The organism is Acidicapsa acidisoli (genome assembly GCF_025685625.1).
GTDB classification, from domain to species: Bacteria; Acidobacteriota; Terriglobia; order Terriglobales; family Acidobacteriaceae; genus Acidicapsa; species Acidicapsa acidisoli.
In genome coordinates this window covers 1,204,674-1,231,076 of record NZ_JAGSYI010000002.1, presented here as the reverse complement: position 1 = coordinate 1,231,076, position 26,403 = coordinate 1,204,674, and the positions used below count along the sequence as shown (strand labels likewise).

Below are 26,403 nucleotides of genomic sequence, written 5' to 3'. Positions count from 1 at the left end.
ATAACACTTTCAACTTGAATTCCAGCGCCTTAGTTGGCGCTCACTATTCTGTCCACACATATGCGGAATCGGGCTTCGATCTCTGCCGCAGAGGTTACCAGATAGCCAAGCTCTTTCGCCAGGGCTTCGAGCTCTGGCCTCCAGTCTGCTGGAATCTCGATTGCCGGTGGAAAATTGTGGGTCGCTCGCTGCGCAAACACGTGCTCGGCGGCGGTCAGTACAGCCTTCGCGTCCATCTTGCCCAGAAGATCAATTAGCAGAATGTCCAAAACATCACGAGCCCGCCCTTTCGAATAAGGCCCAGTGCAAGCGTGCAATTTCTGCGCGATCTGCTCGCTCAGGTTTAGGCAGCGAACCGGCGATGGGATTCTGAGACCCATGGCGCTAAGGCCAGGAATAGTCGGCTCCACAAAGTCGACTGCGCCCGATCCTGCGGGGCCGAGATCAACGTCAATGGTTTGCCAGGCGCGGGTGCGGTATAGAACACCTAGTTCGAGGCGAAGCGCGTCTGCATTGTCCATGTTCAGCGGCTTACCCTTCAGTTGAAAACTGAATTCATCGAATCCCAACGCCAGCGCGTCACGGAAGGCTTGAAGGCGTTCTGTCCGTTCACCGGCGAGGCCGATGTCTACATCCTTTGTAGCGCGCGCTCCCTCTGCAAAGCGGAGTTCCATGGCAACGCCGCCCTTAAGGTAGTAGTTGTCCAGGAAGCCCTCATGGACTGCTCTTTCCAGCACGCCACATAGGGCCAGAAAGGAGACCCACCTGCGAAGGCGTTCTTGCGCCAATCCCTGCTCGCGTGCGACTCGCGCCAACGTTTTTTCAAGGCGCTCAGGTGGTCGAGGGCTCATTCACCTTCACCTTGTTTGCGTTTGTTGAAAGGGACGCAGAGTGTGACGAACGATTGATCCGCTGCCGAAGGACTCTCGCCTGAGTCGTATTAAGCAGTCCTTTTCGGAGAGCATCGGTGATTGCCTGGTGTGCAACGTCTGTCCGGCGAGTGGTCGTCAGAACATCCAGGATCGAGCGTTCTACCGTGGTGACCGGCATCCCTTCATACTGTTGGATGTCCTCCGTTGCGAGGTTGGCGCGATGAATGGCGATCCACTTTGGGTGAACCCGGCGCATTCGAGCCGACACAGGAACTGTGAGGTTCACACGGGAAGGATTCACGTCCGAGATTCCATACAATAATAATGCTGTCTCATGAGACAAAGCGATGCGCTCAGGTCCGTTACTTGCCTGCCCCCACAGGATTGCCTCACGGTACTGGGCAAACCGCTCTGCCGGATAGTGCGCGATCCGGTAGACCCCCCTGCTCATTCTCTCTAACCGACCGCGCTGCCTCAATCTGACTAGGACGGAATCCTGAATTCCGAGAGAGCGAGCCTCCTTGGACGTAAACAAACCGTCCTGCACTTCGGCAAGAGCAAACAACTCGTCCATGCGAGTACTCGGCATGGATCAAGTATGAGGTGCAAGGCCATAAGTGTCAATATAGTTCCATTATGGAATGATATTGACGCAAGCGATACCTTTGCAATTTGACCATTTTGCGGGCTCTTTGGAGTGCCTGTTGAAGCGTCGCCATGGCATCTACGTAATTGAATTCAATGGTATACGTATCGCCAATGCACACGTAACCTTTCCGCAGACTACAATACGTTTACTTGAAAAATGAATGGGAAATGCCTTGCCACTCAACCCCGGTAACTTCATCACTCGTTGGCAGCAGTCATCGGCTGCGGAGCGCGCCAACTATACGTTGTTCCTCTCCGAACTCTGCGACTATCTGGACCTGCCTCGTCCGGACCCCAGTCAAGCAGACGAGGATGCCAACTCCTATGTGATCGACAAGGCCGTTTACTTTCAGAACCTGGATGGTTCCTCGACCACAAACTATATCGACCTGTACAAGCGCAATTGTTTCGTCCTCGAAGCCAAGCAGGGCAGCAACCCCCCTGTCAAATTCTGCACCACCGCTGGCTTCCGTCAAGGAGCCCCGTCGAATGAAGCGCGGCACGGCCATTCGTGGAACGCACGGCTGGGATGAGGCCATGCTTGCAGCCCGCGGCCAGGCCGAACGGTACGCAAAAGCACTGCCGGTTTCGGAAGGTTGGCCCCCTTTCTAGTGGTTGTCGATGTTGGCTACTCCATCGAACTCTATGCCGACTTCTCTCTAACGGGCAAAGCGTATCTGCCCTTCCCCGATCCCCGCACCTTCCGCATTCTCCATGAGCAATTGGAGCAGGTAGAAACAAAGGAGCGCCTTCGTGTCGTTTGGCTCGATCCGCTTTCCCTGGACCCGTCGCGCGAAACGGCCAAAGTCACTCGCGAGGTCGCCGGCAAGCTGGCCGTCCTCGCACGCAACCTCGAACTTCAACATCCTCCGAAGCAGGTTGCGGAGTTCCTCACCCGCTGTATCTTTACGTCGTTTGCGGAAGATGTGAAATTGCTTCCGGAGCGCAGCTGGCTGAATTTGCTTGAAAGTCTCCGAGATGATGTCGGCAACTTTCCTCCCATGGCTGAGGCTCTCTGGCAAACCATGAACGAGGGCGGGTTCTCTCCAATTCTCCGGGCGCACATCCTCAAATTCAATGGCGGGCTGTTCGAATCCACCAAAGCCCTGCCACTCACACGTGATCAGTTCGGCCTGCTCATTGAAGCCGCCGACTCGCGCTGGCGCGATGTCGAGCCGGCCATCTTTGGCACGCTGCTCGAACGCGCACTTGATGCCGATGAGCGCCATGCGCTCGGAGCCCACTACACCCCGCGCGCCTATGTCGAGCGGCTCGTCATTCCAACACTCGTAGAGCCGCTCCGGGACGACTGGCGCAGCAGCCAGGCAGTCATCACCGAACAGGTTAACGCAGGTGACAGAGATGCGGCCATTGAAACCGCGCGCGCATTTCACCGCCAACTCTGCTCCACCCGCGTCCTCGATCCCGCGTGCGGCTCCGGCAACTTCCTCTATGTCTCGCTTGAACACATGAAGCGTCTGGAAGGCGAGATTCTTGAAACCCTCCACGCGCTTGGTGACACGCAGCAGTCGCTCGAACACACCGGCCTCACCGTGGACCCGCACCAACTCCTCGGTCTCGAACTCAATCCCCGCGCAGCCGTCGTTGCCGATCTCGTTCTCTGGATAGGCTATCTGCAATGGCACTTCCGCACGCGCGGCGACGCACAGCCGCCCATCCCCGTCATCAGCAACTTTCACAACATCGTGGAAGCTGACGCACTTCTCACCTGGAAGAAAAGGGTGACGTTGCTTGATAAGCAGGGCAACGCGGTAACCCAGTGGGATGGCGTCACAACCAAGAGACATCCGGCGACCGGGCAGGACATCCCCGATGAGGAAGCTCGCATCGCGGTTTATGAATATACCGACGTGAAACAAGCCAAGTGGCCGGAAGCGGATTTCATCGTCGGAAATCCGCCCTTTATTGGCGGAAAAGATATTCGCGCAGAACTCGGCGACGGCTACGTCAAGGCGCTGCGCAAAGCTTACGACTTGGTTCCCGACAGTGCGGACTTTGTCATGTATTGGTGGCAGCGCGCCGCCGAGCTTGCTCGCGCCGGAAAGATTCGCCGCTTTGGATTTATCACCACCAACAGCCTTCCCCAGGTCTTTAATCGAAAAGTGGTCGCACAGAATCTCAGCGCGGCTTCCGACGAAAAGCTCGCACCGCTCTCATTGATCTTTGCGATTCCTGATCACCCTTGGCTCAAGTCCGCTCTCAGCGATGGACAAGCGGCAACTGATCACGCGGCCGTCCGCATTGCTATGACCGTGGGAGAGAGAGGCGAACACCTCGGCCATCTTTACCGCGTCAAGAGAGAAGGAGACACAAGCGCAGAGGGTACTGACGTGGAACTGACGGAGGAAACCGGACGTATCTTCGCGGACCTAACAATCTTCGTCAACGTATCGAGTGCAATGCCGCTTGATGCTAACGCAGATCTTAGTTCCAGGGGAGTGTCATTGCACGGGAGCGGATTCATAGTCACTACTGAAGAGGCGCAAGCGATCGGACTTGGCCGTATTTCCGGTCTTGAAAAGCACATTCGCCCATACCTAAATGGGCGTGATCTTACTGGCGTTTCGCGAAATGTAATGGTGATCGATCTTTTCGGTCTCAGCAGCGAGCAGGTTCGAAGGCATTTTCCAGAGGTGTATCAACGTGTCTATGACTTGGTAAAGCCGGAGAGGGATCAGAATCGACGGGCTAGTTACAAAGAGAAATGGTGGATTTTCGGGGAGCCTCGATCAGCGTTTCGCCCCGCACTCAAGGGACTGCCTCGCTATATCTCCACAGTCGAGACTGCAAAACACCGTATCTTCGTATTCCTCGATGCGAGTGTTCTTCCAGACAACAAACTCGTCAATATCGCTCTTTCAGCCGCCCATTCGCTTGGTGTATTGTCCAGTCGAATTCATCTGTCATGGGCTCTTGCCGCTGGAAGTACACTCGAAGACCGACCGGTATATGTGAAGACAACTTGTTTCGACCCGTTCCCATTTCCCGCCGCGAGCGAAACTCAGCAACAGAGCATCGGCGAAATAGCCGAGCGCCTTGACGCGCACCGCAAGCGCCAGCAGCAACTTCACCCCACACTCACGCTCACAGAGATGTACAACGTCCTTGAAAAGCTCCGGGGCAACAAGGAATTGACCGTCGAGGATCACGCTACTTACGAGATGGGCCTGATTGGAATTCTCCGCCAGATTCATGACGAGTTGGATGAGGCCGTCTTTGCTGCTTACGGTTGGTCGCCCAACCTGAGCACCGAACAGATTCTTTCCAACGTCGTAGCCCTCAACGCTCAGCGCCGGACCGAGGAGTCATCCGGCATCGTTCGCTGGCTCCGTCCTGAGTTTCAGGTGCCCAACGCTCCGGCCATTCAGCAGGCGCTCGGCGGCTTCATCCCCATCGAAGTCCCGACGGCCGCGCGAAGCAAGCAACCCTGGCCTGCGACTCTCACCGATCAATTCCGCGTCATCAAAGATGCGCTGCGTGCGACGCCATTCCAGACACCGCAGCAGATTGCATCGGGTTTCAAGCCAGCCAGTCGCACCCGCGTTCACGAGATTTTGCAAACGTTGACGGCACTCGGCCAGACACGTCAAGTGGACGACCGATACCTCCTCTGATTGCTGCAATCTATCGGAGCAAGACGACATAACCAACAAGCGCTGGATGGGCCTCTATGAATGACGCAAAGATAACTGAGGTCGGCGAAGTCTTCGTCAGCTATAGCTGGGATAGCGAAGAACACATAAAGGAGGTACTTGCGCTTTCAAATCGCCTTCGCGCCGATGGCATCGACTGTGTTCTCGATCAATACGAGGTGTCACCGCCTGAGGGATGGCCGCGGTGGATGGATCGCAAGATTGCAGGCGCGAGCTTAGTGCTGGTTGTCTGCACCGAAACATTCTTGAATCGCGTGATGGGTAGAGAAAGTCCCGACAAAGGCTTGGGCGTCAAATGGGAGGGCAATCTCATCTACCAGCACCTTTACAACCAAGGCGCGGACAACCAAAAGTTTGTTCCAGTCGTGATGCGAAATTCTGACCGCAATTTCATTCCAGTTCCTTTGCAAGGGGCCAGCTTCTTCAACATCGAAACGGACGAAGGATACAAGCGACTTCACAGGCGCCTGCTGGGAGTGCCGCAAGCAGAGAAGCCGCCACTTGGTGAGCATAAAGCAATGCCGAAGAAAGAAGTGAAAACTGACTTCGTTACTTTCATTGAGAATCCGATCGACATTCCACTCTGGGAAAAAGCTGAATGGCGAGCGACAGCTTTTCGTGGATGGGAGAACTCACCTCCAGCGTTAGGGATTGCATTTCTAAACCCCGAGCCAGCTGAAGAGATTTTCAAGCAATGGCTCCAGCGCTATGGTTTGCGGGATGAATTTGAGGAACTTCGAATCTCAATTATCGAAGGGGATATCGTTGGCGAGGATCCGAGATATACGGTCCATATCACGATAGAACTGGAGAACGTCATCAAGCGGTACGAAAAGGCAGGTTTACAACTGGGTGACGCCTCATTCTTTACTGCAACTCGCATGAATCGGATGACTCCTGCAAGTGACTCACCGTATCTGGCACGGTTCAAGGAGTCCTACACAAAGCATGGCGAGTATCTGCTTGTTCCGGCTACTTGCAAACCTGATGGGTCGAATCTGCAAGTTGCTCCGCATTTGGCGATTCGCAAACGCGTATTATATTTCCGGAATGCCAAGGATATTCCCGAGAATGACATCGATTCCATCGTTCTGCACATGGGTGCGCAGCATAGGCCTCTAACAGAGTATGGAAAGTTCTTAGAAAAGAAGCGGCGTTGATGCTACGCGGGAGATGAAAGACCTGCCTGGGCTGGAAATAAAGGGTGTCATAACGATGTCGGTCGCATTGGTCGGTGCAGTCCGTGGCGTGATGAATACTGGGAATGCGATGAACCGGACGCGATAAGCCATCTTAAAGAGAATCGATTCCTCTATCTGCTTCGGCCCCAGTTGGTTCTTCGAATTCGATTCTCCATTCGGTCGTTGGCGGACTCAAGGTCTGAAATCTCCTGCTTAAGGCTCTCAATATATCTCTGAGCAGGCTCGGGCAGCGCCCTGATTTCGGCAGGCGTTAACTCCCCGGTTTCACTGAGCGGCCGATTACGGCGCTCGATCTCCCCACCTAGGCCAATCTGCTTGAGGAGTGTTAGGAGTGCTGCGACTTCCGTGTCAACCTGTGCTGACGTGGTTTCTTCCCCGCGGTCCTTTTGGAAGGTGACGACATGACCAGGGTGCAAATCCTGAAGCGGGACTCCAAACGTTTCAGCCCAACGCTTCAGATGCTGCCTCCGCGGGTCTGACCAGAGGGCGGCGGCTTCGCGGATGGTCATCGTGCCAACAATCTTGTCGTCTGTCATCTGGACAGGTCCATAATCTTGAGTTGTGTTGCGGCCCATTTGAAACGCCGCTGAAGTGCGGCTGGCTGTCCCAGCTAGGATACCCCGCGACACTGTTGCGGCGTAAGTTGGCGAAAGCTCGAAGACGCCGGCTTCAACCCGCGCCGCCGATTGTTGTAGTGGTCCGCTCACGCCTTTGACCAAAAGCGACATGCGGCGAAATCAAAAAAAGCGCAGTGAGTTTCAGGTTAAGCCCCATCAGGAGGTAACAAATGTACAAAGACACGGTTCAGTGGAGCATTGCCCGCCAGCGACCTTCGAAGAAAAGTGGATCGCAAGGACAAATCGCGTTGCAACTGATGATTTCCAGAAAGATGTTGCAGAGGATGTTGAGCTTGGTATCACCGCCAGGCAACCGGATGCAACCTGCTGGAACGCTCCCTCTGGGACCGTGGATTTCAACGGTCGATCGCATCGTCAGAGAGAACGAAATGCGACCAAAGGGCACTCAGGTTTCCGCCAGGATGATTTGGCAGTATCTGACGGAGGAGCGCGGGTTCAAAGGCAGCTTTTCGACTGTCAACGCATATGTGTGTCAGGCGCGCATTATGTCGAGACTCAATACTAGTCCAGGCCGGCAACCACGATCAGAAGAACTGGAGAAGCCCCGAGCAGTTCTTCAGGTTTCGAAACCCAGCGTCGGAATGGTAATCGCGCCCTCGATACGTCAAAGCAACAAGGAGCTAACGCACCGGACGATTTCGGCAATGGCATCCTCCGGCGACCGTCCTCGGTGGACTGGCAATACAGAGGAACAAGTGGCCGAATGGATTAGAGGCGTGCTGAGACGAGCCATACCTGTAGAAGTACTGGCGAAGGAACTGAACAAAGTATCCCTGCGGGAATTGGAGGTTCTGCTAGCGACGGCCCCCAAGGAAGGACTGCCAATGCGAAACAAAGCGTTGGCAGTTCTTTGTCATCTGCGTGGAATCAGTTGGGGGCCAGCCTGCTCCTTCCTTCAAATCTCAAGTGGAACTTGGTTTCGCTATTGGAGCTTGTTTCAACGAGGCGGCACCAAAGGCCTCTTTGCAAGAACGACGCGGAGCGACAAAAAATCTGAAATAGATTCCAACAAAAGCGCGGTGTTCTCCCTGTTGCACTCGCCGCCCGCTGCTTACGGCATCAACCGCACTACATGGAGAATGGCTGATCTCCGTAGCGTACTCGCCGAGGAAGGACATCCGATGTGCTGTGAGGTTATTCACACAATCATCAAAGAGGCTGGTTGGAAGTGGCGGCACGCGCGCGTAGTTCTCACCAGCAATGATCCTGAGTACCGAGTTAAGGTGGACGCCATCAAGAAAATCCTCTCGGAGCTGAAGCCAGATGAGGCATTTTTCTCAATTGACGAATACGGCCCGTTCGCCATTAAGCAAAAAGGCGGAGTGAAACAAGTTGCCCCTGACGAACAGTATGTAGTTCCACAGTGGCAGAAATCAAAGGGATGGACAATCCTTACTGCGGCACTTGAGTTATCGAGAAACCAGGTCACCCACTTATACTCTCGAAAGAAAAATACCGCTGAGATGATCAAGATGGCTGATCTTCTGCGGAATGAATACCGCACGTGCAGCACAATCTATTTGTCATGGGACGCCGCCTCTTGGCATGTGTCGAAGGACTTGGGCGCATATTTGGATGAGATCAATCAGAAGGCCGCGCTGGAAGGCTTCCCAATAGTCAAGACCGCGCCTCTTCCCGCCTGCGCGCAGTTTCTGAATGTGATTGAGTCGGTATTCAGTGGAATGGCGAGAGCCATCATCCACAACAGCGATTACCAGTCCGTAGAGGCTGCGATGGAGGCCATTGATCGATACTTCGGCCGAAGGAACGAATACTTTGCCACTCACCCTAAGAAAGCAGGACAAGAGATTTGGGGGAAGGAGCGGGTTCCAAGCCAATTTGCAGAGGGCCAGAACTGCAAAGATCCGCTGTATCAATTCCCAATCTGATGAATAGCGGCGCGCCGTTAGGAGGCGCGCTCATGCCCGTCGGGCGGGACCATAATGGCGCTCCTGCCAGATGGCAGGAGCCACGAAAGAGGGCGGGTAGACGGGCAGGCACACAAAAATTGCGGGGCCTGTAATTGCAGACCCCGCTCTGATGCTTCGGTTGGATTGAGGTTTAGGCCGCTGCGGGCTTCTTCGCTGCCTTCGCCTGTTGCTTGGCTGGCTGCTTTGGCGCATCTTTTTTCGCTGCTTTCGCCTGGTCCTTCGCGGCGAACTCCTGCTTGACCTTGAGGGCGATGGCTTCGGCGTCCACCTTATACGCCGTGGCAGCATCACGTAGGGTTTGAGCGGAGTTGTTGCGGGTGGCGGACAGCAGGATCGTCAGTTCGACCAACACACTGCCCAGCACACTTTCTTCCGCGCAGCGGAGGTAGGCAGCAAACAACTTGGTAATGTAGTCGCTGTCCTTCGCCTTCTTGATGCCGTGCTGACGGGCGATGATTTCCAAACGCGGCTCGTCTACCAGCCTGGCCAACCGCTCGGCCACAAACAGCAGGTCGCGCTTCATCAGCCGCACCGGGACGGCGGCGGCGATGGCAGCGAGTACGCGGACGCCGGTGGTGTTGGCAATCGCGGCCTCTTTGCGTTGCTTCTCCTGTTCAGCCTTCGACTTCGCATCGTCCGCGCCGGCTTGCTTCTTCGGATGATGCACCGGGCAGGCGAAATTGGCACAGACTTTATGGACGGTGCCAACGTCGCTGCCTTCGGTGATGATGGCTTCGGCAGTGAACTTGCACACCTTGAACTCCGGGCGCGTAGCCTCTTCTTTCGACTTCGGTTTGTCGTCGCGGATGGCGGTGTACTTGTTGCGCGGAAGCGTGGTGCTGCCCTCCTTCTGTACGCCGTAAGCCGTGCTGATCTGTACGAGTTGCGGCTTCGCTGCAATCGTCTTGGCAAGGTGTGCTGAGACCTTCGATTGGTAGCAACTCGGGTCGCTGCACGAATCCTGCTTGCCTAGTTCGGAGAAGAGTAGCTTGTTGTGTCCCGTCCGCTTCGGGCAGTCCACGCAACTTCCCGCTGCTGGCACAAGCTGTGCGTCCCGCTTGTCGAAAGGAGCCTCTTTCAGGACGAGCAGGATGTTCGACTCAATCCAGAACTGGAGACTGCGGACAGGGAGAAGAATGCGTTTCGCCTTCTGCCCTCCCGCGCTCCAATCCTCTTTGAAGCAAGCCACGAGCGCCCGTTCTTGCTGATCGGGCTGGAGCTTTGCCAACAGGAGCGCATGACCGACGCCGATCTCATCGCGATAAAAGGTTTCGACCACGATGGGAACGAGGTCTACCAACTTGAGGCGAGCCGCAACGTAGGCGGGATTTTTCCCGGTACGCGCGGACAGTTGTTCGATGGAATACTTTGGCTCGTCCAGAGCCAGCAACCGGGCGAAGCCGGTGGCCTCCTCCATCGGATGCACATCGGCGCGAATCAGGTTCTCGACCAGAGCGGCTTCCATCGCTTCGGCGTCGGTGAGGTTGACGATGCGGACGGGCACCGTAGCAACTTCGGCCATCTGTGCGGCGCGGTAACGCCGTGCTCCGGCCACGATCTCAAAGATGCGCTCATTCAAAGGCCGTACCAGCAGAGGCGAGAGAACGCCCTGGGTGCGGATACTGGCTGCCAACTCTTTCAAGGCATCCTCCGCAAAAGCACGGCGGGGGTTGGTGGTTGACTCGGTAAGCATTGCAAGCGGAAGATCGCGGTACTCGGTGGCATTGACGATAGTGGTATTCATGACAAGTTGCTCCTTTCGAGCGATTGGGCACACGTTGGGTCAATGAGCGGGCAAACTGGCATCGCCCGCCCGTAGACGGAGAGCTGGTTAGCTGGCTTGCGCCAGTTCGGGTTCTGTTTCGGCTGAGGCTTCCGCTGCGGGGCTTTCGAGCGCGGCGAGGATGAGGGCGGAGGTCTTCTGGATGACCTCAAGGCTTTCGGTGAGGAGCGCCGCGTTGCCAAAATATAGGTGAATGTAGTCAGCCGCCGCCCGCCCCGTATTCAGGCCAATAGCTTTCCCTACGACAAAGGCGATTGCCTCGGCCTCGGTCTCGCGTACCGTCTTGGTGGTAGCGATGCGTCGCTCGGACCGATGCAAAAGCTCGTGGCTCGCCTCATGAACCAGAGTTGAAAATTCCTCCGCTGGCGACTGGCCGGGAAGCATGACGATCTTGCCTCCATAGCTCACCCCCAAGGCCGGGGCGATGCTCTCCTTGAACTCAAGCTCGATGCCTTGAGCAAGGATGAAATCGACCAGACGCTCCCGGTATTCGCCGACGCTGCCGGTGACGCGCTCCGACAGTTCGGGAAGCTCCTTGCCTTCGGTCTGGCTCACGTCGAAGATATATGCCGAACGAAATCCGACCAGCACGGCTTCATTCTGGGTGCGGATGTCCTTCTCGGCCTCTCCGTCCTTCTTGCGGCGAACGCCGATCACCGGAGCAAGAATGCGGATGCCGCGTTCTCCCTTCTTGACCCTGCGGCCTAGCTGGTTCCACGCATACAGCCCCGCTACTCTTTGGGCGTCCGGCTTTTGTCTCACGATCTCCAAAATATTGCCAAAACTATACGTCCTGAATCGCCCCATCGCTGTGAGATAGGCGGTAAGAGCTTCCGAGTGTCCTTGCTCCAACTGCTCGATAAGCGCTTGTACGTTGGCCGCAATGGCCTCTTTTGCGGTCTGCTTTTGCTGCGCCTGTTTGGGGTTTTGCGTGGACGGGGTGGCGGTGGCTGTAGTGGCGATGGTGTTCATGGGGTATTTCCTCCTTGGCTTAGGCCGTTGCTTTTCATGCCATGCGTGGCATGTACCTACATGCCGAACGCCTCCTGGCGAAGGCGGGGGGTAGCAACTGCAAGCCGAGGGGTATCCCCACTCTTGCAACGAGAGCGGCAGCGGAAGTGGAAAGGGCGAAGCGCAGCGGAGGTCTGCACAAGCGGAGACGGGGTCCCGACGGGCGTGCTGTGCCCGGTGGGTGACGCAGCGCGGAAGATTGGGGAGACGGCTTGCGGGCGCGGGTGGGGCTGGCCCCCCTAGCCGTTTTTGCTGTTGCCGTTGTTCTTGCGTTTCAGCACATCAGGGGCGGCGTTGCGGGCAGGAACAGGCCCGCAGGGATGGGTAGCGGAAGACGGCAAGCTCGGCTGAAGCGAGGGAAGGCACCCCTTCCCAAAACGAATTGTCGAGGCATTGGGCGCAATCTGCTTGCCCAAAAATAACTCCCAAATGGGAGATGCGGCAGTTGCGCATGTGGGGGAAACTTGCACCTGTACCCTACACCAGAAATTCTGGATGACGCCGGAGAAGAAACGATGCATAAACAGATTTTGCTTGGATTGATACTCGCCGTGTTCATCGCAATCAACGCGGCGCCCACCGGAACTCAAGCACAGACGGCTCAAAATGCACCGCCTCTGGCAGAGACGATAAATTATATAACGGCCTTTCTCGCTAGTCATGGTTGTACTGAATATGACACGACCAATTTTCATAAGCAGAGCTGCAGTTCGCTTAGTAATGCAGACAATTGCAGCGTTGAGGTCGAATCAAAGCTAGTCCTAACGCCAACAAGAGAGCTGACGACGACGCCAATTCCTAAGCTGAGACAGTGGACCGTTAACCTTCAACTCCTCGATCCCACAAGTGCGAAGACTCAGCCCGACATCCACTCTGACGATGGATCATTCCCCGATCAGGGCCTCGATGTGACAGTGCAAGCTCAAGCGGGAGGGATAGGCTTGGCATTGCCGGTTGACAATACGGATAATGCAACTCACCTTATCAACGCCCTCAGCCATGCGATTACCCTTTGCGGCGGGAAGAAGGCAGCGTTTTAATGCTGATTCGTCGACACATTCGCTATCAGAAAGCAAGCACAGGAGAAAATCATGCATGGAGTTAATTCATCACCGCGGCAGTTCACATGGAAGTATCAATTCGACCCGGTAGGCAAGCAGGGCAGAATCTGGACGCAGATCGGGGACTGCGATTGGATAGAGCTGTATGAAGCTGGACAACATACTCATTTTGCAGCGATAGAAGCCAATGCGAACTTGGAAGGAAATAGCGGCCAAGTGGTTGAGAGCGATGGAAAGGACATATCGGTTTTCATTCCTGACACAACGGCAAACGGAACCGATCCGGACTGGCTTCGCTTGATGCACCCCGGCGATACGGAATGGGCTCCTCTTGCGCAGTTCATTGCCGCTCAACCAGCGCGACAGTTCTGCTGGAATTATGAGTCTGACCCTCCCGGCCAGCAAGGTAGAACGTGGACTCAGATCGGCCCTTCCAACTGGGTGGAGCTTTATGAATCCGGTCAGCAGACATACTTCACGGTTATGAATGCCGCTGTAAATGTGGATGGGAATAGCGGCCTCGTGGTTGAAAACGAAGGCAAGGACATACTGGTGTTTATCCCCGACCCATTTGTCCAAGGCAAAGACCCCAACTGGCTCCGCTTTATGAACCCGGACGATTCCCAGTGGACTTATCTCGGGAAGTTCATCTAGCTGCGCCGGAGATGAACGGGGCGGGGCGTTCGGGCAACCCGCCAACGGCATCATGATCCTTCACAACAACTCCGTTTTGGCGGATTGGCGGGCCTTCGGGAACGCGAGTATTTCATCACAAAGGAGAAGCACGATGGGTAAATGGTATCGAGCAATCGCAATCTCAGCACTTTTCGCGGGTGTTTGTTTCAATCACTCCATAGCGCAACAGAATGGTCCGAAAGGCGTGCTCGTGAACTACTGTCTCAACGTCAGCGCGACGAACGGAACCTACCGATTCACAAACAAGTGCGCGTATTTGATTCAGGTTGCTGCGGGACAGCCATATCCTAATGGCCAGCCCAATGGGGCTGAGACCTTCGGATTGCAACCCAATGATTCCCATACAGCAGGCACGACGACCGAAGGAACGCCACACTATTGGGCTTGCGCTTCGCCAAGTGTGCCAATCATCCGAGGAACCAATAAATCGCCGCAATCGAACTCGAATGACGTGATCTGTTCGACAGGAGGCATTGCAGGTCAAGCTAACTGAGATCGTCAGATGTATGTCGAAGCATCTGCATCTGTTCATTCAACGAATCACAAAACCACGGCGAGCCGAATTTTCGCTGAAGGAGCAGTTGGTGTGACTGTCGCAATCTAGCAACTTACTGAAAGGGGATTCCACATGAACAAGCGTTGGTCGCGATTGCTAATCGTGGCTTTAATGGTCTTTCTGGCAACCCAATATTCGCATGCGGAGACTTTCCGGTGGGTATATGTTGACGGCACGTACTCATGCCGAGTCGGGGAAGGGGCCGCCCGAAAAAGCTATAAGGTAGTTACGTTCTCGCAGGTCTATGCCATCTGCGAGAGCGAGACCAACTCAGTGGCTATAGCCGAAGCTCAGCAGCGCAATTCTGACCAGGCGGCAGAGAACAAGTGCCGAGGCGGAAACCTCTCATTTCTCGGCTTCCTGGAAGGGTATATATCGGACACTCAGGCGGCCACGGACCAACACCGAGCCCAGCACATACGCAACGTTATCTCGTCAGACAATACAACCCTTACGGAGACTTTCTTCGTTTCGGCACCATATTCAAGAAAGTGCCGGTAGGCTGAGGACAGCTATGGCTAATGAGAAGCGAGCGCATCGAAAGTTATCATTTGGAGTCAAGCATGATTAAATTCGTTCGTTCTTTTGCCTTGGGGTTGTTACTTCTGCATTCCGCAGGATTTCTGCTGGCTCAGCAACTCCGTCATTTCTCTTGGTACTACATGAACACAAAAGATTCTGCCGGACAGAATCGACGAGACTGGTTCGAAGAAGCGGACGGAGGATGGCGCGAGATATATCCCAACGGAATTCAGGGACATTTTACTCTGCTTGCCAAAGGAATTCATCTCACCATTTTTCAAAATGGCCAGCGGGTCTCAGTGAGTGGAACTGTCATCGAGAAGGACGACAAAACGCTTATAGCCTTCGTTCCCGATCAACTGACAACTGGCCAGTGGCTGCAATGGAAAGTGCCAGGCGATTTTTCGGGTCCATGGACCTATGCTGGCGAAATAACTGTAATTCCACTTTCAGATTCAACTAGCCCATCGCCAGCATCAGACACCCCTGTCACAACGGCGTCGTTGGCAACGCAGCGCCAAGCGGCCACTCAAAATACCGATGTCAAGAAGCTCGCAGACCTAATTGATGAATATGAATTCACTTATTCCAACGACGAAGGGGCCGGCTGGATTCCGTTTACTGTCAGCTACCGAGCTTCAGTTGACTCGTGCGGAGTGGACATTGACTCCAAAGAGACAGGCGGAGGCAGTTGGAGTGACTATGTTTCGAGAAAGTCTTATTTCATTGGACCGTTAATTGAAAATGTCAATCAGTTGAGCGTACAGCAAATCGTGACGCCCGGTAGACAGAATGTCTGGGCAATCCGTGGCCTATCGAGTTTCTTGCCAGGATACTTTTCTTTCGGACCTGACGGAGAATTTCAAGCGCGGAGAGTTCTTCAGGGGATTAAGGACGTGGCTGCAAACTGCAGATAGCCCCGCTCAAATCGGAGCCGACTGGAGATTCTCTTTACTTCGGGCGTATTCACGAAAGTGCCGGTGAACGTCATCAAGGCATCACAAGTCGGGCTAGATCGAGGCGAGAAATGCCTCAATGAAAGGATTAAGAATGATGAAATCAGCGATTCTGCTCGCTCTGTTCGCAACAGTTCCGGGCATGGGTGGCGTCGCGCCCCTCCATACGCAGACCAAAGCGACGAAGAATGTTACGCCGCAAGCAGTTTCTCCGGCGAAGAACTCTCCGTCGCTCGATGAAACGCTGAAATGGCTTGCAAATTTCCTACCCACTGCAACTGGAGCAGTGGTGCCTTATCCAGGAACCAACGGTAGCGTTTTCGGTCAGAAAGAAGTTACATCATTTAGCGTTGTGAATGACTGTGAGGTCGATATAACGAATAATTTACGATGATCCACCTAGCGAGCGAAACGGAAGATATACACAGCGAGCTTCACTCAGTTTTTACTTTATCTGACATTGATCCTTCGTCTATATCAATCTCGGAACCTTCCGACCAACCGCATCTTTCCGGTGTAAGAGTCGATTTGATGACACGAAATAGGGCAAAAATGATTCATACGACAGGTATCAACTATGACCAAAGAGCCTCTGGGGTAACACTGGGGTACTTCTCTGACCAGACCGGTGCTGAGCGGGCGGTGAATGCACTCCGTCATGCTGTGGAGTTGTGTGCCAATGCTCAGCCGTTTTGACCGTATTTGACTTTTGCAAGCGTTATTGACCTTGGTGACATTGAGGTGATGAATGAATCTGTCGAGAATGTTGAGATTTACTCTGCGGGTCTTTATTGTGCTATGTGGGCTTGTCTGGAACGCGTCGCTTTTCGCGCAGAACCAGCCACAGGCCACGCCCTGCCCGCTTGATGGGCCGTCAATCGCGGACACACTGAGATATATCAATGATGCCCTCGGCTCCCAGTCATTTACCGACAACGGCTCTGGAGATCAGACAGATAACGGCTACTCACTTACAATATCAGGTAGTCAAGTCACGCTGTCATATCTCACAACATATGGTAAATCCTGGAAATATCGATCCGATCAGTCAGCCCCAACACAAGTCAGTTTTGCAAGCTATAACGTTGACTGCCATGCAGTCGGCGAGCGCGGGATCAATTATGTAGTGAATGTGCCTTGCACCGTTGCGGGTGATTGCGTCACCGCCAATGTTCAACGCGATGACGGGAGTTGGACGACGGCTCTGACCTTTCACGGCTTTGGCATGAAATTTGCGGTTGATGAAGACAAAGGGCAACGCCTAGCACGTGCCTTCTCACATTTGCTTGCGCTTCTACAGCAGCAGTACAAACAGTCCCATTCCGATCCGAACGATCCATTCGCCAAGCCACAATAGCCGAAGTCTTATCGGACCGAAAGGGGGTACTGTAAATCGTCCGCTCTCAAACGTCGCTGTGGTCACTGTGTTAATCATCCTTGGGCTGATTCCGACCTCAGAATCCTTCGCGCAGAGCCCTTGCGCCGATGCGTCAGTAAACCTTGACTGGCAATGGACAGAAAACTCCCCACCTCAGAAGAAAGCGTATGACTCATCTCCTGCCTATGCCCTCGATATTTATTGGCGATCGTTTCGTTATGATCTGCAGCATGGCTTGATCGCGAATAATCCAGACCCGGAGCAGTCGATCATGGCGACGCTCGGTGTCGGTCAACGGCATAATGCGAGCGCGCAGAGAACCTATACAGACTGCCGGAAATCCCTGCCTTCAATTCATGCCATGATGAGAGCCATTGTAACGGCAGCTCCGGGGAGAGCGTGCGATCTAGCCGATGCGGACAAGAATATTGACTGGCAGGCGGGTGCGAACGGATCGAGCGTATCAGATGCGAAGCGGTATTGGACGCAGGGACAGAGCGCCAGCGACCCTAACGCAAAGCTCTATTTCGGAACATTGGCAGCGGATTCTTTGATGCACGGTCAGATGCACAATCCCCCTGTTATCCAGGAGTATCGCGCCTGTTTCCGAGATAATCCGAGTGGATTATTTGGTCTTGTCTTCCAGCACTAGGTCAATAGGAAGAGGAGAGAGCTATGAAAAATAGGGCGCTACTCGCAATTACGGCAGCATCTGTTCTCAGTTTCGCGGCCATCGCTGCGGATGCAGAATGGGAACCGTGGTCAGACTATCGGCGACGGGATGGTCGCCGTCAGTTTCTCGCAAGTAAACAACGACACATGCACTTGGAAGATCAAAAACACTGGTTCTGCCGACAATCCCACGTTGCAGAAAAATGATAAAGATGTTTTGCCCTACCCTCTGAGACGCGGCGAAGAGGTCGGGGGCTTGACCGTCTATCCGGCTCACACTCATCGATGCCCTGACAGCCTCGATGTGCTCAAGTTGGAGAGAGAGGCCCAGTGAGATACATTCCTGTGCTCGGTCAGCCCGGCGATTAGGCGTTCCACCACAAAGTATCTCCCAAATGGGAGATGCGCATCATCTTAAAGATCGCTACCTTATGCCTACAACGATTCGAATGACGCCCGCGAGGCTGCGTATTCAGATCGGTGGAAAGGTACATATCCATGAAAAGCCGTGGCGGGCAACGGGGCCAACATGTCATTGGGCTAGGTATGACACTTCTTGTCATCAGCTTGCTGAGCCTCTGTCATACAGTACAAGCGCAATCACGAGCCTGGGCCTGGATGGGTGGCAGCAACTCGGCGAGTCAACCCGGCGTCTATGGAACGCTGGGCGTGCCCGCTGCCGGTAACTTCCCGGGGGCTCGCGCTGGTGCCGTCACATCGATGGATTCGAACGGTAATGTCTGGCTCTTTGGTGGCGAGGGCTTTGATGTGAACGGGCGCGCCGGGTATCTGAATGATCTCTGGAAGTACACGCCATCTACCGGAGAGTGGACCTGGATTAGCGGCAGCAATACAGCGGGTCAACAGGGCGTCTACTATTTGAAGGACGGACCCTGGCCCAGCAATATGCCGGGAGGGCGTGAATGGGCGGTCGGTTGGACGGACGCGAGTGGTAACTTCTGGCTTTTCGGGGGCTTCGGCCTCTCCGGAGGCACCGGTGGTGGCCGTTTGAACGACCTTTGGGAGTACACTCCATCGATCGGGGAGTGGACATGGGTCGGCGGCACCAGTGCGGGAAATCAACCCGGCTCCTACGGAGCCCTGGGCGCTGGGGGCGAACCGGGAGCGCGGATGGCCGCGGTCGGATGGAGGGACGCGAGCGGCAATCTGTGGCTCTTTGGTGGCAACGGTTTTGATGTGAACAGCAATGAGGGCGGACTGAATGACCTCTGGGAGTACACTCCATCGACCAATCCAAATGCCCCGCCGACTGGGGAGTGGACCTGGGTCGGCGGCAGCAATACGGTGGGCGAGCCCGGCTCCTATCGAGCTCTGGGCAGTGCAGGCGAACCGGGAGCGCGAACTGGCGCTGTCGCTTGGACGGACCCGAACGGCAATCTGTGGCTCTTTGGTGGCGACGGTTCCGATGCGAACAGCAACGAGGGCGAACTGAATGACCTCTGGGAGTACACTCCGACGACCGGGGAGTGGACCTGGATGGACGGCAGCGACACTCAGGATCAAGCCGGCGTTTATGGAACGCTTGGGGTGCCCAACGCCAGTAATATGCCGAGCGGCCGCGCGTACGGATTCGGTTGGATAGACACGAGTGGCAATCTCTGGCTCTTTGGCGGCGCGGATTACCGGGTCTTGAACGGCTACTTAAATGACCTCTGGGAGTACGTGCCGTCGACCGGGGAGTGGGCCTGGATGAACGGCAGTGACACTCCCGGTCAACTCGGCGTATATGGTGTACTTGGCGATCCCGCTGCTGGCAACGAGCCTGGAGCACGAAATATTCCAGTCGGTTGGACCGATAAAGCCGGCAATCTCTGGCTTTTGGGTGGCCAGGCCTATTACGCGAACGGCAACTCCGGCCTTCTGAATGACCTCTGGGAGTACACCACGCTACCGGCTGCGGCGACGCCGACGTTCTCGCCTGCTGCCGGGACGTATACCTCGGTCCAGACGGTGACCATCAGCGATGCAACGACTGGCGCTACGATCTACTACACCACCGACGGAACTACGCCGACAACAAACTCCACCGTCTACTCCGGGCCCATCACGGTCTCTTCTTCGGAGGCGATTGAGGCGATTGCAGCGGCCAGCGGCTACAGCAACAGCGCCGTAGCCTCCGCAACATACACGATCAACATTTCAGCAGCCGCGCCGGTGCTTTCACCCGCCGCCGGGACGTATACCTCGATCCAGACGGTGACCATCAGCGATGCGACGGATGGCGCGACGATCTACTACACCACGAACGGAACAACGCCAACGACAAGCTCCACCGTCTACTCCGGACCCATCACGGTCTCCTCTTCAGAGACGATTGAAGCCATTGCTGCGGCTAGCGGCTACAGCAACAGCGCCGTAGCCTCTGCAACGTACACGATCAACCTGCCAGTTGCGGCCACGCCGAAGTTCTCGCCCGCCGCCGGAACGTATACCTCGGCTCAGACAGTAACCATCAGCGCCTCGACGCTGGGCGCAACCATCTACTACACCACAAATGGAACGACGCCAACGACGTCGTCTACCAAGTACACCGGCCCGATTACCGTCTCCACGACAGAAACTGTCGAAGCGCTCGCCACAGCTCCGGGCTACGCAACCAGTACCGTTGCATCGGGTGCCTACACCATCACCGTGCCGGGCTTCACACTATCGGCTTCACCGTCGTCCGTCTCGGTTGCCGAGGGCAACAGCGCAACTAGCGCCATTACTGTGACTGATTTGGGAGGTTTTTCGGGAAGTGTCACGCTATCCGCTGGCGGGCTGCCGAGTGGAGTGACCGCCTCGTTTGCTGCCGGCTCTGGCGCAGGGACTCAGGTGCTTACTCTCGCGGCCAGCACTTCGGCTGCAGTCAATTCCACACCGGTAACGGTAACTGTCACCGGAATCTCCGGCCCGTTGAGCGCGACCGCGAGCATAGCGCTGACAATCACCCCGCCACCCTTCGGTCCAGGTAACGGAGGAACAACCTCCATCACAGTCACATCCGGCTCAACTACAGGAAATACCGGGACGGTTAGCGTCGTGGGGGCAACCGGCTTTAGCGGGACAGTAAACCTGACCTGCAACGTCACCACGTCCATATCCGGCGTGAACGACTTGCCGACTTGCAGTCTCAATCCCGCTTCCGTCACTCTCAGCGGAGCGACCGCCCAGACATCAACGCTAACGGTGACCACCACCGCGGCATCGAGTGCTGCGAATACAATCAAGAATCCTTTCTTGCCGTCTGCGGGTGGGTCTGCGCTGGCAGCGGTCCTGTTCTTGCTAGTTCCAAGACGGCGGCGCTATTTGCTGGCAGTCATGGGGTTCCTTGTTCTCGTCCTTGCCACTGGTTTGGTTGGTTGCGGTGGTGGTGGAGGAGGCAGTAGCGGCGGGAACTCAGGTACCACTGCCGGAACGTACACAATCACGGTGACCGGCACTTCCGGAACTATCAGCGCCTCGGTTGGAACCGTCGCATTGACGGTTCAGTGACTCTTCCTGTCCGAGGCTAAAGCACACTCAACCAGCCAGAGTCAGTAGAATTGGCGAAGGAGGATGAGCAGGTTTTAGGCTGTTGTACCCGATCGCTTATCAAGACCAAAGCAGCCAAGCGGCCGCGCTGATTGCGCGAGGCGGATGGGAAGGGTAACTGTAGTGCCAAACTTTGGGCGAAAGCGAATCGACACGTTCTGAGACACACCCTCTCCCGGCCTCATTTGAAGGAGCTGAAGGTTCCCATTTGATATGCTGCGAAGCGTTTTGCAAGGGATTATGAAGATGATGCAGGGGTGGCGTGGCGCGCCAATTCAGCTCAACCTGAAGCCTCCGCCTCGCAAAGAGACTCGGCCGGCCAGCCCACCTCAGCCTGCGACGCCCGTGCCAGGGAATTTCTTTTACTTTGAAGTATTCATCGAGCTGAAGCTTGGTGGCGCTGTGTATATTGGTTATCCCAAGGTAGCTATACGCAGTTCGAACAATGAGGTGCGCTGGGGTTCAAAAATGGAATTCTCGTGGCCGGATCCTTCAAAGCCGCATGCACCGTGGATCGACGATCCGGAGCGTGGGATCGCACACCGCACACTCGATAGCGTCGAAGACGTGCTCGGTGCTGAAGGCACAATCGGAGGGAGGCGTTATCGCTTCGAAACGATCCTCGAACTGGGAAATAACGTGATTGTCTACGGACTATATAACCCGGAAACCCGAACCCGCACAGCTTATGGATTCAGCCGAGGGGTATTTGATGGAACATATTCGAAACGTGGGATGTTTACCACATCCTGCGTGGTTTGTTTGAGACTGAAGAAGACGCTACTTGATCGGGAACATATTTGCGCGAATTTCCACAGCCAGCGGACTATTCGTGAAAGCCAAAAATCACCTGACTCCATTCAACTGTTTCTTGCGGCGCAGGAAGAGTCGAGAACGTTAGTGGATCAATCAAGGACCGAGTTGGCGCTACACGAGTCGACTTGCGAAAATTGCAAGGTTGCAAGCCAAAGCTAGCACCGGAAAAGAAACTATGCCAGGACGCTCCGCCTCCAGCGTCCAACGGAAATTGGAGAGATGCCTGACAGGTTGGGTCGAATCAGACAGGAATACTCAGGAGAAGCCGAATGAGGTCGCTCTGGCGGCTGGTATCGGTCTTGTGCAGGATGCTCTTTAATTGGGTGCGAGCAGATTCTTCCGTAATGCGGCGCTTTTCAGCGGCCGTCGAGACGGTTTCGCCGGCGAGCAACAGATCGGCCAACTGGCCCTCTGAAGGAGTCAGCCGGTAGAGGGCTCGAAGCACATCGCTTCGCGAAGAAGGTCTGCGGTCGGGATCACCGACTAGGAGTATGGCGCAGGGCGATGCTTCGAGGAACGAGTTGTAGCTGTAGAACGGAGTCAATCTGCAGTGCAGCGGACGGCCCTCGAGACGGTGCAGTAGCAGGAAACCCCCTGGAAACTGGCGACGTCCCGCACCGGTAGCGCAGGTGGCTGAAACCAACTCGTCGAACTCCCGGCCGTTCTGCGGTACCGAGGGTTGCAACTGTCCGCTTCTTGCAACTAGGCCATTGCCTTCGACGAGCATCTGATGCCCGCGAGCGTTGGCGCGTAGCAATCGCCCCGCTCCATCCAGCAGAAACATCGCGGTTTCAGATTGATCGAGGGCGGCTTCCAGTCCTGCCTCGGACCGCTCATGACGCCGCAACGTTCCATGAATATGAAAGGCCTGACGCATGTGCGGCGCAAGCAAAGTGAGCAACTGCACATGCTCCTCCCCAAAGGCGCCATCTCGCTCCGGACGCATGAACGAGATTGCAGCTGCACTGCCGCCGTTGCGTGACAGGAGAGCACTGCACTGGTAAAAGAGATTCTGGGGGCGCGCGTAGTCATTGTAAATCTCGCTCCTTCGGTAGACTCCCAAATCTATGCAGGACTGCAGTGTCCCGACGTAGTTAAGAGGGTCGATCGCGAGAGAGGCTTCAAGGACAATATTCTTGGAGCTGTAATACTCCTCATAAGCCCGAGCATATTCGTCTCGAATTCCTTTGCTCACGGTGTGCCGGCCCACGCCTGCCTCCTCGTCGCCGTGAACGATGATGCTCGAAGCTGTCCCCCCCATCGTGTGCATCATGGATTCCAGGAAGACTTCCCAGCGCGCAGGGTCTGCCGCTGCCCCATAGAGCTGTCCGATCAGCTGAGATACTGCTTCTGCGCCAACAACCATATTGCGATGCGCCTCCGCGGGGGTAGTGTTTTCTGCGTTATCGGATTCTCGTGAGCCCTCTGAAATGGCAAAGATAGCTCTTAGAAGAACTATGTTCAAAACCGGCCACACAACTCAACCCCTTAGATCCCTCCGTAAACCTTCCCGTGCAAATTGTTGATCGAAAAAGACTTGATGTAAAATACTGACAAACAAACGGCACACTCGGGAGCGGGGTTAGCGATGCCTGCTGAGGCAAAATCCAAAGGACAGGTGAGGTTCTCTCCCTACTCATTTAACTCGAAGACAGGCGAATTGAGCCGCTCCGGGATACGGCTGCGCCTTGAGCGTCAACCCGCCAAAGTCCTCTCGATGCTCATTGAAGCTGACGGAGATATTGTCCAGCGCTCCGAGCTGGTCGCCGCTTTATGGCCTGGGGAGATCGAGGGCGACTTCGATCGCCGGCTCGACAAGGCGATCGCCAAGCTGCGTTCGAGCCTGAACGACGATCCTGCCAAGCCGCGTTACATCGAAACGCTCAAGGGGCGCGGCTACCGCTTCCTCGGCGAAGCCACGATCGAGCAAACCAATCCCAATCGAGAAAGTTCGACGACACCGCTGGAGGTGGCGCGGTCTATCGAGTCTGTCGACGCTGTAAGCGAACCTGAGATTCTTCGGGAGTTACCGGTCCCACTCGTTCCCGCACACGGACGCCTGTATCGCCAGTTTTCTTCCTGGTGGATGGCCGCTCTTGGCGGCATCGTTTTGGCGGTATTCCTGATCGCATTGTGGTTGCACGGAAAATCTATGTCTCCCGTTCACAGTCGCCCGACAGTTCTGGTTCTCGGTTTCCAAGACGTTTCGAACTCATCTGAGAATATTTGGGTATCCCACTCCGTGGCGGACTGGCTCTCGACCGATCTTGGCGCAGGCGGAGATCTCCAAGTCGTTCAGGGGGCAAACAATCCTGAACTTCGGACACGAGCTGCCGAAGGCGGTTGCGCCGAATTGCCGCGCAAAGTGCTTGATACTGCTCGTAGGGCTTTCGACGCCGATATGGTCGTCTACGGCGACTATTCTGCGACCGATGACGGGGCATCAGGAGACCGCTGGCGCCTCAATGTCTGCCTGGACAAAACGCGAGATCACAAGAGCCCGGAGTCGATGACTGTCGTTGGGGCCAAGGGCGATATCGCACAACTGGTTTTCAATGCGGGAGAAGTGCTCAGGTCGAAGCTGGGGTTGAAGCAGCTTTCAAACCAGTCGTTGGGTTATTTGCGGGCTACTCTACCGTCGATTCTCGCGGCGGCACGGCTCTACGCAGAAGGAACCTCAGCATTGGAGCACTTCGAGCCTGAGGAGGCGAGTGCACTCTTGACTCAAGCAGAGCAATTCGAACCCGAGCACGCCGCAACGCACGCGGCTCTTTCGACTGCATGGGCCGCACTTGGCTATCAAAAGAAGAGCCAGCAGGAAGCGTTAATTGCCATGAATCTGGCGAAAGGACTTTCGCCAATTCAGCAACTTGAATATGAGGGGCTTGCCGACGAAGCCAAAAGTGATTGGCCGGCTGCGGTCGGCATTTACACGAAACTCTTTCTTCGATATCCAGACAGCGTCAGCTATGGATTGAAATTAGCAACTGCGCAGATAAACGCAGCAAAAGCGCAGCTTGCGGTAGAGACCGTGCGTACCTTGCGGAGTAAGAATGAGACTGCGCGGTCAGATCCTCGTGTTGATCTCGTCGAGGCTGCCGCCGATTCCGCGCGCTCTGACTATCAAGGGCAACTCGCGGCCTCAAAACAGGCGGAAGTACATGCAGAGGCGCAGAGTGTAGGTTTGCTCGTTGCCGATGCGCGAATGGAGCAGGGTGACGCCAACGATATGCTTGGCAATTGGACCGATGCACTGCGTCTGTGGCGCTTGGCGGGACAGAGCTATGACTCAATTGGCGACCGCGGCGGCATGGCCAGAGCATTAAATCGTCAGGCAAACATGGCGTGGAAGAAGGGCGATGCTCCAACTGCACGGGCGTTTTTCAATGAGTCGCTTAGCCTGAGTCAAGCGATAGGTGACAATGCTGGCATAGCCTATTGCCTCTCGCACCTTGGGATTGTCCGAATGGCAGTAGATCGCGCCCCTGACGGTGGAATGCCAGAGGCGGTCAAGATGTACAATCAGGCCGCTGCCATCTATCACACCATTGGAAATGAAGCGGAAGAGGGGTACGTCTACAGTTTGATCGGCGATGAGGCCATGCAGCGTTTGCAGTATGAAGAGGCGCGCATCTTCTATCTAAAGGCGATGGCGTTGAGCCAGGCTGCAAACGACAAGAGCCGGATCGCTGGTCGCCTGCTTGATCTGGGGATTGTGGATCAGGTGGAAGGACGTAATCCAGAGGCCATACAATTCTTTCGACAATCGAGCCAGGCATATGAAGAGTTAGGCCAACGAGATCGTGCCGCCATCGCAAGAATTCGTTTGGGAATATCACTGTTCCGATCGGGAAAAATGGATGACGCCGAGCGGACCCTACAAGACAGCCTGGCCACTATGCGCTCTTTTGGCCGCCTCAATCAGGTGCGTGAAGCGCTTGGCGATTTGGCAAGATTGGAACTCGTGCAAAATCCGGCTAGGGCAGAAGTCCTGGCACGGGAACAGCTCAAACTGGATCAGCAGCTGGTGGTGGGGAATGTTTGTTGCTCCGCAAATTACGCGTTAATTGCCCAAACCCTGTTCTCCCAAGGTAGATTGCAAGAAGCTAAAGAAGAGATCCGCGAGGCATTTGCTCGCGACCAGAAATCGCTGGCTCACGAGCCCTTGCCGGACATGCTGCTCGCGCGGGGCGATGTTAGGATGACCGACCGTGACTACCCCGGAGCAGATGCCGATTTCGATCGAGCTCTGCAGATGGCGCAGACTCGGAGGGCGCGTTACGTCGAGCTGCAGGCCCGTCTGGGACTCGCCGAGTTGCACTTTCATCAGCAAGGGCCATCCGCAAAACCGGAGTTGGAACGCGTGAAGCACGACGCGGAGCAACTCGGTTATGGAATCTTTGCCATCAAGATCGACGCATTTCTGCGTTCCTTTCACTCCGCACAATAGGCC

The 26,403-nt window shown here is 55.5% G+C and carries 20 protein-coding genes; 14 read left to right on the top strand and 6 right to left on the bottom strand.

What is annotated here, in order from left to right:
- Positions 1-29: 29 nt before the first annotated feature.
- Positions 30-851, bottom strand: coding sequence for a nucleotidyl transferase AbiEii/AbiGii toxin family protein (locus tag OHL23_RS15105; protein WP_263352742.1), 822 nt, complete (start codon positions 849-851; stop codon positions 30-32).
- Positions 832-1,446 carry a type IV toxin-antitoxin system AbiEi family antitoxin domain-containing protein gene (locus tag OHL23_RS15100; RefSeq protein WP_263352741.1) on the bottom strand — a complete coding sequence of 205 codons (615 nt, stop codon included), beginning with the start codon at positions 1,444-1,446 and terminating at the stop codon, positions 832-834. The genes OHL23_RS15105 and OHL23_RS15100 overlap by 20 nt, the downstream gene beginning before the upstream one ends.
- A 235-nt stretch (positions 1,447-1,681) precedes the next feature.
- Between OHL23_RS15100 and OHL23_RS15095 the strand changes: the two genes are divergently transcribed.
- The 3 genes from OHL23_RS15095 to OHL23_RS15085 all read left to right on the top strand — a co-directional run bounded on the left by OHL23_RS15095 (position 1,682) and on the right by OHL23_RS15085 (position 6,354).
- Positions 1,682-2,053, top strand: coding sequence for a type IIL restriction-modification enzyme MmeI (locus OHL23_RS15095; protein WP_263352740.1), 372 nt, complete (start codon positions 1,682-1,684; stop codon positions 2,051-2,053).
- Positions 2,054-2,116: 63 nt separating this feature from the next.
- Positions 2,117-5,155 (top strand): class I SAM-dependent DNA methyltransferase, encoded by a 3,039-nt coding sequence (locus OHL23_RS15090; protein ID WP_263352739.1) that lies wholly within the window; start codon positions 2,117-2,119, stop codon positions 5,153-5,155.
- A 56-nt stretch (positions 5,156-5,211) separates the two neighbouring features.
- On the top strand, positions 5,212-6,354 hold the full coding sequence (locus OHL23_RS15085) for a toll/interleukin-1 receptor domain-containing protein (RefSeq protein WP_263352738.1): 1,143 nt from the start codon (positions 5,212-5,214) through the stop codon (positions 6,352-6,354).
- 152 nt (positions 6,355-6,506) lie between these two features.
- On the opposite strand, the gene OHL23_RS15080 is transcribed toward OHL23_RS15085, so the two are convergent.
- Positions 6,507-7,124, bottom strand: coding sequence for a hypothetical protein (locus tag OHL23_RS15080; protein WP_263352737.1), 618 nt, complete (start codon positions 7,122-7,124; stop codon positions 6,507-6,509).
- A gap of 989 nt (positions 7,125-8,113) precedes the next feature.
- Here OHL23_RS15080 and OHL23_RS15075 point away from each other — a divergent pair.
- Positions 8,114-8,923 (top strand): transposase, encoded by an 810-nt coding sequence (locus OHL23_RS15075; RefSeq protein WP_263352736.1) that lies wholly within the window; start codon positions 8,114-8,116, stop codon positions 8,921-8,923.
- 172 nt (positions 8,924-9,095) lie between these two features.
- Here the strand turns inward: OHL23_RS15075 and OHL23_RS15070 are convergent, their stop codons facing one another.
- Both OHL23_RS15070 and OHL23_RS15065 read right to left on the bottom strand, forming a co-directional pair.
- Positions 9,096-10,709 (bottom strand): ParB/RepB/Spo0J family partition protein, encoded by a 1,614-nt coding sequence (locus OHL23_RS15070; RefSeq protein ID WP_263352735.1) that lies wholly within the window; start codon positions 10,707-10,709, stop codon positions 9,096-9,098.
- Positions 10,710-10,796: 87 nt separating this feature from the next.
- Entirely contained in the window at positions 10,797-11,720 is a 924-nt protein-coding gene (locus tag OHL23_RS15065; RefSeq protein ID WP_263352734.1) for an ArdC family protein, read from the bottom strand.
- Between the two features lie 554 nt (positions 11,721-12,274).
- On the opposite strand from OHL23_RS15065, the gene OHL23_RS15060 reads away from it, so the two are divergent.
- The 9 genes from OHL23_RS15060 to OHL23_RS15020 all read left to right on the top strand — a co-directional run bounded on the left by OHL23_RS15060 (position 12,275) and on the right by OHL23_RS15020 (position 22,109).
- A complete protein-coding gene (locus OHL23_RS15060) occupies positions 12,275-12,799 on the top strand; it encodes a hypothetical protein (RefSeq protein WP_263352733.1) in 525 nt (174 codons plus the stop codon).
- A 51-nt stretch (positions 12,800-12,850) separates the two neighbouring features.
- Complete coding sequence (locus tag OHL23_RS15055) at positions 12,851-13,474, top strand: hypothetical protein (protein ID WP_263352732.1); 624 nt, start codon at positions 12,851-12,853, stop codon at positions 13,472-13,474.
- A 133-nt stretch (positions 13,475-13,607) separates the two neighbouring features.
- Positions 13,608-14,009, top strand: coding sequence for a hypothetical protein (locus tag OHL23_RS15050; RefSeq protein WP_263352731.1), 402 nt, complete (start codon positions 13,608-13,610; stop codon positions 14,007-14,009).
- A gap of 626 nt (positions 14,010-14,635) precedes the next feature.
- Positions 14,636-15,511, top strand: coding sequence for a hypothetical protein (locus OHL23_RS15045; protein WP_263352730.1), 876 nt, complete (start codon positions 14,636-14,638; stop codon positions 15,509-15,511).
- Between the two features lie 118 nt (positions 15,512-15,629).
- Positions 15,630-15,944, top strand: a complete 315-nt coding sequence (locus tag OHL23_RS15040) for a hypothetical protein (protein WP_263352729.1) — start codon at positions 15,630-15,632, stop codon at positions 15,942-15,944.
- A 354-nt stretch (positions 15,945-16,298) separates the two neighbouring features.
- Positions 16,299-16,907, top strand: coding sequence for a hypothetical protein (locus tag OHL23_RS15035; RefSeq protein WP_263352728.1), 609 nt, complete (start codon positions 16,299-16,301; stop codon positions 16,905-16,907).
- Between the two features lie 292 nt (positions 16,908-17,199).
- On the top strand, positions 17,200-17,580 hold the full coding sequence (locus OHL23_RS15030; protein WP_263352727.1) for a hypothetical protein: 381 nt from the start codon (positions 17,200-17,202) through the stop codon (positions 17,578-17,580).
- Between the two features lie 566 nt (positions 17,581-18,146).
- On the top strand, positions 18,147-21,095 hold the full coding sequence (locus OHL23_RS15025) for a chitobiase/beta-hexosaminidase C-terminal domain-containing protein (RefSeq protein WP_263352726.1): 2,949 nt from the start codon (positions 18,147-18,149) through the stop codon (positions 21,093-21,095).
- Between the two features lie 279 nt (positions 21,096-21,374).
- A complete protein-coding gene (locus OHL23_RS15020) occupies positions 21,375-22,109 on the top strand; it encodes a hypothetical protein (RefSeq protein WP_263352725.1) in 735 nt (244 codons plus the stop codon).
- Positions 22,110-22,191: 82 nt separating this feature from the next.
- On the opposite strand, the gene OHL23_RS15015 is transcribed toward OHL23_RS15020, so the two are convergent.
- Positions 22,192-23,316, bottom strand: a complete 1,125-nt coding sequence (locus OHL23_RS15015) for a helix-turn-helix transcriptional regulator (RefSeq protein WP_263352724.1) — start codon at positions 23,314-23,316, stop codon at positions 22,192-22,194.
- Positions 23,317-23,538: 222 nt separating this feature from the next.
- Here OHL23_RS15015 and OHL23_RS15010 point away from each other — a divergent pair, with 222 nt between their 5' ends.
- The gene (locus OHL23_RS15010; RefSeq protein ID WP_263352723.1) at positions 23,539-26,400 is read left to right on the top strand and encodes a tetratricopeptide repeat protein; all 2,862 of its coding nucleotides are present in this window, start codon (positions 23,539-23,541) and stop codon (positions 26,398-26,400) included.
- Positions 26,401-26,403 lie beyond the last annotated feature (3 nt).